The 10,611-nt window shown below is 71.0% G+C and carries 9 protein-coding genes; 2 read left to right on the top strand and 7 right to left on the bottom strand.

Features of this window, described 5'->3' with window-relative positions:
* Positions 1-84: 84 nt before the first annotated feature.
* The 5 genes from ACFY2Z_RS14540 to ACFY2Z_RS14520 form a co-directional block, all read right to left on the bottom strand.
* Positions 85-1,098 (bottom strand): (-)-alpha-amorphene synthase, encoded by a 1,014-nt coding sequence (locus tag ACFY2Z_RS14540; RefSeq protein WP_390744511.1) that lies wholly within the window; start codon positions 1,096-1,098, stop codon positions 85-87.
* Between the two features lie 133 nt (positions 1,099-1,231).
* Entirely contained in the window at positions 1,232-2,605 is a 1,374-nt protein-coding gene (locus tag ACFY2Z_RS14535) for a cytochrome P450 (protein ID WP_390744510.1), read from the bottom strand.
* Between the two features lie 299 nt (positions 2,606-2,904).
* Positions 2,905-4,056 (bottom strand): glutathione-independent formaldehyde dehydrogenase, encoded by a 1,152-nt coding sequence (locus ACFY2Z_RS14530; protein ID WP_390744552.1) that lies wholly within the window; start codon positions 4,054-4,056, stop codon positions 2,905-2,907.
* A 304-nt stretch (positions 4,057-4,360) separates the two neighbouring features.
* On the bottom strand, positions 4,361-5,287 hold the full coding sequence (locus tag ACFY2Z_RS14525) for a DMT family transporter (RefSeq protein ID WP_390744509.1): 927 nt from the start codon (positions 5,285-5,287) through the stop codon (positions 4,361-4,363).
* 7 nt (positions 5,288-5,294) lie between these two features.
* Positions 5,295-6,146 carry an SDR family NAD(P)-dependent oxidoreductase gene (locus ACFY2Z_RS14520; RefSeq protein WP_390744508.1) on the bottom strand — a complete coding sequence of 284 codons (852 nt, stop codon included), beginning with the start codon at positions 6,144-6,146 and terminating at the stop codon, positions 5,295-5,297.
* 286 nt (positions 6,147-6,432) lie between these two features.
* On the opposite strand from ACFY2Z_RS14520, the gene ACFY2Z_RS14515 reads away from it, so the two are divergent.
* A complete protein-coding gene (locus tag ACFY2Z_RS14515; protein ID WP_390744551.1) occupies positions 6,433-7,497 on the top strand; it encodes a galactosyldiacylglycerol synthase in 1,065 nt (354 codons plus the stop codon).
* A gap of 218 nt (positions 7,498-7,715) precedes the next feature.
* Here ACFY2Z_RS14515 and ACFY2Z_RS14510 read toward each other — a convergent pair whose 3' ends face one another.
* Together ACFY2Z_RS14510 and ACFY2Z_RS14505 are read right to left on the bottom strand one after the other, a co-directional pair.
* Complete coding sequence (locus tag ACFY2Z_RS14510; RefSeq protein ID WP_390744507.1) at positions 7,716-8,162, bottom strand: SPW repeat protein; 447 nt, start codon at positions 8,160-8,162, stop codon at positions 7,716-7,718.
* Positions 8,163-8,635: 473 nt separating this feature from the next.
* Positions 8,636-9,283, bottom strand: a complete 648-nt coding sequence (locus ACFY2Z_RS14505; protein WP_390744506.1) for a hypothetical protein — start codon at positions 9,281-9,283, stop codon at positions 8,636-8,638.
* Positions 9,284-9,778: 495 nt separating this feature from the next.
* On the opposite strand from ACFY2Z_RS14505, the gene ACFY2Z_RS14500 reads away from it, so the two are divergent.
* Entirely contained in the window at positions 9,779-10,456 is a 678-nt protein-coding gene (locus ACFY2Z_RS14500; protein WP_390744505.1) for a hypothetical protein, read from the top strand.
* The last annotated feature ends 155 nt before the right edge of the window (positions 10,457-10,611 follow it).

The following is a 10,611-nucleotide window of genomic DNA, read 5'->3' as shown; positions in this document are numbered from 1 at the left end:
CGCCTCGGGTAGCGGACGTTGATCGAGTTTCTTGCGGGACGGATGCCGATGTGTGCCCCGGATGGTGCGCGGAAGCCGAAAATCCTATTCCAGGGAGCCGACGGGTACGGCGGCCGTGTCGGCATAGCGCGGTACGCCGCGGGACCAGTAGTAACAGCCGCGAATCCAGCCGGCCATGCCGTTCACATAGCCGATGCCCAGGGCGCTCAACTCCGGCTCGGTCTCCTTGAAGAGCCGCTCGAACTCGCCGATGGTGTCGTTGATGCGCCGCACCGCCAGCATCACCCCTTCCTCCAGTGAGCAGCGGTGCTCCCGGCGGTAGGCCAGGGCCAGGTTGATCACTCCGCCCAGCCGCTGTTCCTTCACCGCGGAGAACAGGTCGGGAATCCACACGGCCGCATCGGCCGACAGCCTGCGCAGGCGCCGTACGGCCGGGTGACCGAGTTCCTCCGGCGTCAACTCGCCGGGCAGCGCGGCCTCGCACAGCGGATAGAAGGGCTCCACGCCCGCGATGAGTGAGCGTATCGAGGTGCACAGCCCGATTCCCGGACCCTCGGGGTCCTCCTGGGCCACCGCCTCGTACAACAGGCCGTGCACATACTCACGGCCCGCCCATGCCCAGCGTTCGGCCTGGTCGGGGGTGCAGCGCTCCAGGACCTGGCGCCGGAGATCGGCCAGGGCCGCCCCGAGCGGGGTGCTCGGCGACCGGCCGTCGCGCAGGATGCCGACGCTCTCGCAGAGCATCGGCATCAGCCGGCTCGGCCGCCGTCGCCCGATCTCCTCCGCCCGGTCGTCGAAGACGAACTGATAGGCGATCTGATTGGCCGTGATCTGGAGGATGTCCGGGTCCATCGTGGGCCCGTTGTAGGACGCCAGTTGGGCGGGGCGGGTGTGGGCGATCATCGCCGCCACCGAAGGGTCGTCGGTCAGCCCACAGTCGCGTAACCAGTCGTCCACGCCCGCCGCGACCTGCTCCTCGTACGGATTGCCGAGAAAGGGAAAGGGCATGTGGAGCCGGGTCTCGATCAGGTCCTTCAGGCTCGCGGCCGGTATCCGGCCGTGCGACGCGGCCGGGTCGCCCTCATGCGCCGTGGTCACCGTTCTCACCTTCTTTCCGGTGCTTTCCGGTTCTTTGGAGAAGTCCCGTGAGCGGTGCGTCACCGCCGTCCGGGTTGCGGGGGAGCCTCGTTCCGGTCCCGAGAGAGCGGTGCGCGGGAGGGGGCCGGTCCGCTCAGGGTGCGGGAGCCGACTGCGCGGGGCCCAGGTCCCGGGCGGTGGTGCCGTGCGCCGGCGGTTCGGTGGCCGGTGCGTGGGGGCGCGGTTCGCAGATCATCCTGAGCGCCCTGGGCCCGAGGGTGGCCGCGGGGCGCGGTTGTTCGGCGTGTCCGCGCAGCGGCCGCAGGCGCCAGCGGCCGGCGATCGCCGCGACGGCCAGCGTGGCCTCCGCCAGGGCGAACGTGTCACCGATGCACTTGCGGCTGCCCGCCGCGAAGGGGAGCATCGCGCCGTGCCGGGCTGCCGCGCCGGGCCCCGGCAGCCAGCGGTCCGGGAGAAACCGGTCCGGTTCCGGGAAGGACGCGGGATCGTGGTGCAGTAGGTAGGGGCTGTACAGGACGGTGGTCCCCTTGGGGAGCCGCACTCCGCCGAGCTCCGTGTCCCGGGTGGTGATCCTGGTGAACAGCCAGCCGGGCGGACACGTCCGCAGGGTCTCCGCGACGACACAGCGGGTGTGGACCAGGTGCGGCAGGTCCTCGCCCCCGGGCCGGCGGCCTCCCGGGAGCACCGCGTCGATCTCGGAGTGCAGTCGCCGCTCGGCCTCCGGATGGCCGGGGAGCAGACCGAAGAGGGAACCCAGGCACATCGCCGTGCTCTCGACTCCGGTGAGCAGCAGGGTGATCAGCTGGTCGTGTATCTCCTGCGCGGTGACCGGGGACGCCGGCCCGTGGTCCTCCTCGGCCGACAGCAGGGCGCCCAGCAGGTCGTCGCGAGGGCTGCTCCGCCGACGCTGCTCGACGACGGAGTCGGTGATGGCGTGCAGGCGGTCGAACGCCCGCCGATAGCGCAGGTTCGCGGGTGTCGGTACCCGGAACAGAGGGGCGACGGGCACGACGGTACGGATGAACAGGCCCCGGACCAGGGCGGCAAGACAGTCCCGCACCTCGGCGACGGTCGCCGCGTCGAGCGAGTCGGAGAAGAGGACCCGGCTGGTCACCCGGGTGGTCAGTGCCAGCATCGCCGCGCTGACATCGACCGTCTCCCCCGGTCGCCACGTACGGCAGACCGCCTCCGCCTCCTCCGCCATGATCTGCGTGTAGCCCGTGATGCGGGAGGGGTGGAAGGCGGGCTGAAGGAGCCTGCGCTGCCTTCGGTGCTCCTCATGGGCCGAGGTGACGAGACTGTTGCCCATCAGCGGCCGGAGCCTGTCGTACTGCGGGCCTCCCTTGTCGAAGGTGCGGGCGTCCATGAGCACGCGGTGGACCAGCTCCGGGTGGCACGCCAGCCAGGCGCGCTGGGGGCCGAGGCGTATCTCGACCACATCCCCGTACGCGGGCAGGGAATTCAGAAAGGCCAGGGGCCGGCGGAACAGGGAGATGCCGTGCCCCACGAAAGGGAATATGCCTGGCGCAGTTCCACTCTTCCAGACTCGCTCTTGGGTGGGTATGGAAGCGCTCATGGAATACCACCTGCCTCAGTCGGTACATGGAGGAAGTCGGTGAAGCGTTCCAACGACGGGACACTTGAATCGTTTCCCGACCAGTGCAACCCGTACGGGCGCCCGAATTCCTCCGCCCAAGGGGGCGCACGGGAGCACAACGAAGCATGCGCCACAGGTGAGTTACGGCATTCTGCTCACAGATCACGCCCCGGCCGGCGAGGACACCGGCCGGGGCGTGCCGTGGGTCGTCAAGCCGCCAGGGCGTGGCCGGGGTGCAGGACCACCTTGGTGTAGCCCTCGACCCGCTTGTCGAACTTCTCGTACGCCTGCGGCGCCTGGTCGAGCGGCAGTTCATGGGAGACCACGAAGCTGGGCTTGGCCCGACCGGCGATGATCATGTCGCGCAGCTGACGGTTGTACTGCTTGACGTTGCACTGACCGGTGCCCATCTGCTGGCCCTTCTCGAACATCTTGCCGATGGAGACGAGCAGTTGGCCGTGCCTGGCGTGGTCGTCCGGTCCGCCCGGGTCGGAGGGCACATACAGGCCCGGCACACCGAGCAGGCCGGTCGGCCGTACGGTCTCGACGAGCGCGTTGAGGACGATGGCGGGTTCCTCGTGGCTCGCGTCATGCGCCTGAGCCTGGTAGCCGACGGCGTCCACACCCTTGTCGGTGCCCTCGCCGTTCGTCTGCGCCTTGATCTGCTCGGCCGGGTCGCCCTGGGTGAAGTCGATGGGTATGGCCCCGATCTCCTCCGCCTTGGCGAGCCTCTCGGGCACCCGGTCGACGCAGAACACCTTCGCCGCACCGCGCAGCAGAGCGGAGTAGGCCGCCATCAGTCCCACCGGGCCGGCACCGTAGACGGCCACGCTGTCTCCCGTGGACACCTGGGCGAGTTCACAGCCGTGGTAACCGGTCGGGAAGATGTCGGCGAGCAGGACGAAATCGTTCTCGAACTCGCGCCCCGGCGGCAGCTTCAGGCAGTTGAAGTCCGCGAACGGCACCCGCAACCGCTCCGCCTGACCGCCCTTGTAGGGACCCATCGCGACATACCCATAGGCTCCGCCGGCGAAGCCGGGATTCACCGTCAGACAGAAACCGGTCTTGCCGGCCAGGCAGTTCTTGCAGAATCCACAGGCGACGTTGAAGGGCATCACGACACGGTCACCCTGGGACAGGGAGACCACACCACTGCCGAACTCCTCGATGATGCCGAGGTTCTCGTGGCCGAAGACGATGCCCGACTCCGCCGCCGTACGCCCCTCGTACATATGCAGGTCCGAGCCGCAGATCGCGGTCGACGTGACGCGCACGATCACATCGTTCGGATGCTCGATCTGCGGATCGTCGACCTCGCGCACCGTCACATTGAAAGGCTTCTCGTAGACGACGGCTTTCACCTGGGTCACCTCCGCGTCGCACGCTGGCATGACGGCGGCGACGGTCGGGGCGCTACGGGGGCACACAGAAAGGCGCGGGCCAGCGGTCTGTGCCGTGGCCCCAGGGCGCTCTCGTTCTCACCGCCGGGCCAGGGCGTGTTTCAGAAGTCCCGCCTGTCTCGCGACGCCTGGCACGCCCTAGTTCCAGGTAACGCCCACGCGGCACGGGCCGCAACCCACACCGGGTGCGCCCGCGATCCGTTCCACGAACTCCGCACGGTCCGAGGGCTCGGCAGGCCTCGTCGATGTTCGGCTCCGGGCCTGTTCACGACCGCTGTGGTGCCGGCTCCTGGGCGCCGGGGCCCGAGCCGTTCCGTCGTACCGGCGCCGTGTCCCAGGCTCCGCCGGCGGCCAGGGCACTCGCCAGGCCCACGCTGCCCGCCCCGATGAGCGCCACGCCGACCACCTCGGGCAGCACCCGGACGCCGAGGGCGATGCGCTCCTCGAACAGCACCCACCCCAGAGCCACGCTGGTCAGCGCGTCCCCCAGGGTGAGAGCCGGCTGCGAGGCCGACAGCGAGCCGGCCCGGAACGCGCTCTGCAGCAGCAGGAAGCCGACCGTTCCGGCGGCGATCCCGGCGTAGAGCGGCCAGTGCGTCACCACGACATCGACACCGTGCCCGAGTTGCCCGACGACCTCCTTCATGAGCGCGGCGGTGGCGGCGAAGGACACGGCCGACGCCAGGCCGAGCAGCACCGCTCGCGGCGATCCCGTCACCGGAAGGGCCGCCACGATGAGCACCACCACGGCGCACAGCACCGCCGTTCCCGTCACCGGCCAGCGGCCCGCCACGGCCGTGGTCCGCCCGGCGGAGGGCGCCGCCGCCCCCAGGAAGAGCGCGAGCCCGGCGGCGAGCGCCGCGAACGCCAGCCAGGTACGGCGGTCGGGGCGCCGATGGAAGACCACGCTTCCCACCATCAGGGTGAACAGCAGTTCGCTGGCCAGCAGGGGCTGAACGACGGAGAGACTGCCGACGGCCAACGCGGAGGCCTGCAGCACGGTGGACAGCGCGAGCAGACCGGTGCCCGCCAGCCAGTGCGGCCGGCGCAGCACCTGGGCGAGCCAGCGGGCAGCCTGCCGGATTCCCCGGCCGCCTTCGGCCTGGTCCGTCGCCGCCCGGCGCTGCAGCACGGACGCCGAGGCGTTGGAGAGCGCGGTGAACAGCGCGAGGACGACGGTGAGGACGCTCACCCGGCACTCACCCGAACCTGGCCGCGAGCCGCCGGTACAGGCCCGGCGCCGCGCCGCGCACCCGTGCGGGCAGACGCAGCCAGCCGGGGACGTAGATCTCGTCCCGGCCGCGGGCCGCGGCACGCCAGACCGCGTCCGCGACGCGCTCGGCCGGCACCGGCCTCGGCCTGCTGCGCCGATAGGGCACGCCCCGGCGGTCGAAGAACGGGGTGTCCACCACCCCCGGGATCACCAGACTGATGCCCACGCCGGTGCCCCACACCTCGTAGCGCAGGGCGTCGGCGAACGTGGCGAGTGCTCCCTTGGCGGCGGAGTAGACGGCCTCGCCCCGGACGCCGACGGTGCCCGCGAAGGAACCGATGATCACGATCCGTCCGGAACCGGCGTCGACCATGTGCGGCAGCAGATGCCGCACCAGGCGCATCGTGGCGAGCGCGTCGACCTCGATCACCTCGGCGATGGCGGACGGGGGCATGGTGGTGAAATCACCCGCCCAGCCGATGCCCGCACCGGCCACCAGCAGGTCCACCCGGCCGACGCGGCGGAGGGCGAACTCGGCCAGCCGCCGGTCGGCGCCCGGGCGGCTGAGGTCCGCGGGGAAGACGGCGGCCGACGCCTGGGCGGCGACGCCCGTGAGCCGTGGCACGTCACGGCCGTTCAGGACCAGGCTCCAGCCCCCTTCGGCGACCAGCCTGCCGACCACGGCGGCGCCGATCCCGGAGGACGCGCCGGTCACGAGCGCCGTGCCCCGGGTGACCGCCCGGCCTGCGGACCCCCGACGGCCCGGGCGGGCGCTCGGGCCCGACGTGGCCACGGGCAGGCCGGGGACGGATCGTGCGCGGGAGGGAGCATGGGACATGGCGGCTGACCTCGGCTGCGACGGCGAAACCGGACGGGCGGGCGGGACGGCTACTGCTCCCGGGTTCCGGCCGGAGCGGGACGGGTACCCGCCCGCCTCACCCCGAAGCTCGGAACGCATGGATGTGTGGGGAAGACCGTGGAAAGGGACAATCGGTACCGATGGCTGTATTTTTCCCTGCTCGGCGACGGCAGGCGACGCGAGCGGTCGCCGCGGCTCCCCCGGTTGCCGGTGAGCGGCGCGGTCCATGAGCGCGCCGAGACGGCTGCTGATCGTCAGCGCGAGCATGGGGTCCGGGCACGACACAGTGGCCGGGGAACTGGCACGCCGCGCCGTACAGCACGGCCATCAGGCCCAGGTCGTGGACGTTCTGGGTTTGCTGCCGTACGGCCTGGGCCCCGGGCTGCGGGGCTTCTACCGGTCGTCCGTACGGCACTACCCCTGGGCCTACGCCGCCCTGTACCGCACTTTTCTACGGCGCGGGAGGGGCCGCCGCCCGAGTGGTGTGCCGTTGGCCCGGCTGGCCGGGCAGCGTCTGCGGGAGCTGGCGGACCGCACCGGCGCGGACGCGGTGGTACCCGTCTTCCATCTCGCCGCACAACTCACCGGCCACCTCAGGGCCAAGGGACTGCTCGCGATCCCCAGCGCCGTTCTGGTGATCGACTTCGCCGTTCACCGGCAATGGCTCCATCCGGGGAACGACACGTACTTCTGCCTCACGGACGAGGCCGCGCGGGAGGTGCGCCAGGACCTCTCGGTACCCGCCGAGGCACCGGGCGCGGTCGTCGCCCCCGAGTTCCTCGCGGCGGCTCCTGGCGCGGCCGAGTGGTCCGCGCGGTTCGCCCGGCACGCCCCGGGTCGCCCGCCCGTCCTGCTCTCCGCGGGCGCGTGGGGCGTCGGTTCGCAGCTGGCCTCGACCTCCGCACTGCTGGCCGGACACGGCTTTCAGCCCGTGGTGCTGTGCGGCCGGAACGAAAGGCTCCGTGACGCGCTGGCCGGGGTGCCGGGCACCGTCGCGCTGAGCTGGGTGTCCGACATGCCGGGTCTGTTGCGTGCCGCGGGCGCCCTGGTGGACAACGCCGCCGGTCAGACGGCCGTCCAGGCGCTCGCCGCGGGACTGCCGGTGGTGGGCTATCGCCCGTTGCCGGGCCACGGCGCGGACGGCGTACGAAGGATGGCCGAACTCGGCCTCTCGGAGTTCGCCGCGGACGCTCCCGGACTGCTCGGCTCGCTGGGGCGACTCACCACAGCCGGCCCGGACCGGGACCGCAGGATCGCCCGGGGGCGCACGCTCTTCCGCGATGACGTGCTCACCCGGGTGCTCGCACTCTGCCGTGCAGGCGCCGGTTGAGCGTTCACGGAACGGCCGCCGCTTGAGCCTCTGCGGTCCGACCGCCGTTCGAGGGCGCCGGCGCCGTACCGGACCCTGCCCAGGGGCATGCGGTGGGGTACGGCGCGCCGCGCTCAGGTGAACGGTGCGCTCATGGCGATGGCGGGTCACATGCCGTGTGCGAGGTGGGGAACGGCTCGACCGGAGCCCCGGCCGGGGCCGCGCTCCCTGCCCTCAGCTCACCGGCGCGTGCGGTTGGCGATGCCGATCGTCAGGCCCATCGCGGCCAGACCCAGCAGGATCGTCACCGCGCCGACCACGCAGTTGCTCCAGAGGACGCCGGCCCGTGCGCCGTGGGCAGCGGTCACCACCCAGGGCGAGATCACCAGCCAGATACCGAGCGGAACGGCCAGCCACGCCATGCGGAGCATCCGTTCCGGAATCATGGCCAGACCGACTCCGATGAGGCCGATGGTGAGGCCGACAATCAGGTTGTTCACAGTGAGGTTGGGCTCAGCCCCCGAAAAGTGCATGACCCAGGGCGATATGGCGGCGTAGATGCCCGCCAGCATGATCAGGCCCTCGATGATGACCGCTTTGCCGGAGGCCGCACGCTCGAACCGTTCCCGCATCTCTGCTATCTCGGGGTGCGTGCCCATCTCACTGGAGTGATGCGGATACGACATCGCTGTCGTCCCCTCTCCACGAGTGCTGTAATGCCTCTGCCCTGTACAAGATTCCCCCATTCGGGGGGTTTACGCGACTTTCGCACTCTTTGCCGAGATGAGAGCCATGTGTCCGTGCGGGGGCTGTCGGCGGCCCAGGGCCTGTCGTCGAACTCGCGTCGTCGCCCGGAGGGCGGCTCTGCGGCGTCAGATGCGTGCTCTGGGGGCACCGCCCCTGCTCGAAGAGCTTGGGGGAGTGCCCGGCGGAAGCCCTCGTACTGGACGTACGTGGGGTTTCGCCCGGCGCGGCGGTGGGGGCACCGCCCGCGCGAGCGAAGCCGAGCGTGGGGGGAGGGTGCATGGCGTCGCGCGCCCGGCGGGAATCGCCAGACGCCCTAGGGTGTAACGCGCCGGTCGACGGCCACACAGACCGGAACCCCGGCCCGATTCCGGCGGGCCGGGGTTCTCGTTCTGCGGTACGAGGCGAGTGGATGTCACTTACCGGGGGCGGGGCTGCTGGTGGTGGTGCTGCTGTCGTTGCTGTTGTTGTTTTTGTAGCTGTAGTCGTACTCGTACGAGTTGCCCTCGTCGTCGTTGTCGTTGTCGCCGTGGTCGTGGTCCTCGTCGAAACGGTGCACGATCCGGATGCTGCCCACCACGCCGTGCTTGACCTTCACGCCGCCGCGGACGCGGCGGGGGAACAGGCCGTTGCTGGAGCTGTGCGGACCGACCGTGGCGATGGGGGCGCCGTTGTCGCACGTAGCGCCGTTGAAGACCTCGACGAACTTCTTGCTGTCGTTACGAATGTTGAGGCTGTTCGCCCCGAGGCCGCTGACGACCGTGATGCAGCTGCTCTCGTGGGGGGAGTACTCCCGCTCGTTGACGAAGATGCGCCCCTCGCCGTGGTGGTGGTGCTCGTGCTCGTGCTCTTCCCCGTGCTCGTGGTGGTGGCCCTCGTTGCCCTTGGAGTTGTCGTTGTTGTAGTTGTCGTTGTTGTTACTGTTGTTGTTTCCACTGCTCCCCAGAGGGGCAGCGACAGCGGCGGCCGGCTCGGAGGCGGCGGAAGCGTAAGTGATGCCGGTGGCCACGAGGGCCGCGCCGGCCGCGACGGCCGCAGTAACAGCGATGGAACGCGTTGCCATGTCACTTCTCCTGTTCTCAGACACGTCGGCTGTGAACCGATGCGTGATTGAAGGTACATATCGGATCTATCCGTGTCATACAGGACATACCGACAATATGAGGATGAATCCGATCGGAGCAGTTCCGTCGCTGACACCTCGTCATTTCACCAGGTCGCGGCGGCGTCGCCCCCTGCGGGACGGCCTGCCCGGCCGGGCGCGGCGCGCCGTGTGCGGGCAACCCGCCCAGGCGCCGATTTCCTTGTCGGAGAGGCGCGTTGACTGCCGACGGCCCGCCAGTCCGGTTCTCGGCCGGGGACTTCCGTTGCCGGACGCTCCGGGGCGAGGGAGCGGTCGCCATCCGTCCGGAGCGCGCTTGCGGCGCGGGCCGACACGCCGCGCCCGACCGCCCTGCGAAGCCGGTCATGGTCTGCCGTTCGGCCGCCCTCCGGTGGCGGCCCCCTCCGGCCGGCGGCTTGCTGGTGCCAAGATCCGGCACGGAGGAAGCGAGCGCCCATGGAGACGACGGAGCCGAGGCAGCAGGTACTGCAGACCCCACGCGCCGCCGGGCTGGCAGGGGTCGTCTTCGCGGTCCTGCTCACGGCCATGATCGTGCTGATCCGGCTGGGGATCCCCGAGGGCGCCGACGCGCCCGCCCCCGAGGCGTCGGCCGATCCCGTGCGGCTCAACTCGGTACGGGCGGCGCTCGCGCTCGTCCCCTTCGCGGGGATCTTCTTCCTGTGGTTCGTCGGCGTCGTGCGGACCCATATCGGGGCGGCGGAGGACAAGTTCCTCGCCACCGTGTTCCTCGGCAGCGGGCTGATCTTCGTGGCCACGCTGTTCGAGGCCGCCGCGGCCGCCGCGGCAGTGCTGGACACCACCTCCCCGTCCCGTGGCGCCCCCGGAGGTCCCACGTGGGCCTACGGCCGTCACTTCGCGTACACGCTGATGATCGATTACGCGATGCGGATGGCGGCCGTCTGCACCTGCTCCCTGTCGGCGATCGCGTACCGCATCGGGGTGCTCCCCCGCCGGCTCGCCCTGCTGGGCTTTCTGACCGTCCTGACGCTGCTCTTCGTCGCGACCGCCGTCCCCTGGTCGGAGCTGGTGTTCCCGGCGTGGGCGCTGCTGGTCAGCGTCCACATCCTCACGGCGTGGGGCCGCTCCCGGCCCGGCGCCCCGGCGGCGGCCTGAGACGGGGCGCCGGGCCGGGAGCGGCCCCTCCTCGGACCCGCCCTCACTCCTTCGGCACGCCCCGCGAGCGCGGGTCCCCACGGGTCTCCCATGCTGGCGTGGGGAGATGACCGCCGTCCGGGGGTGCCAACGGAGCGTGAGGCGCCCGGCGGACC

It is taken from the genome of Streptomyces sp. NPDC001222, assembly GCF_042896945.1.
GTDB lineage: Bacteria > Actinomycetota > Actinomycetes > Streptomycetales > Streptomycetaceae > Streptomyces > Streptomyces gibsoniae.
This window is presented reverse-complemented; position numbering and strand designations above follow the sequence as displayed.

What these genes read in the sequence shown, in the direction of transcription:
- ACFY2Z_RS14520 (WP_390744508.1), bottom strand. Translation starts at nt 6,146, where the DNA reads ATGTCCCATGCTCCCTCCCGCGCACGATCCGTCCCCGGCCTGCCCGTG.
- ACFY2Z_RS14515 (WP_390744551.1), top strand. Translation starts at nt 6,433, where the DNA reads ATGGGGTCCGGGCACGACACAGTGGCCGGGGAACTGGCACGCCGCGCC.
- ACFY2Z_RS14510 (WP_390744507.1), bottom strand. Translation starts at nt 8,162, where the DNA reads ATGTCGTATCCGCATCACTCCAGTGAGATGGGCACGCACCCCGAGATA.
- ACFY2Z_RS14505 (WP_390744506.1), bottom strand. Translation starts at nt 9,283, where the DNA reads ATGGCAACGCGTTCCATCGCTGTTACTGCGGCCGTCGCGGCCGGCGCG.
- ACFY2Z_RS14500 (WP_390744505.1), top strand. Translation starts at nt 9,779, where the DNA reads ATGGAGACGACGGAGCCGAGGCAGCAGGTACTGCAGACCCCACGCGCC.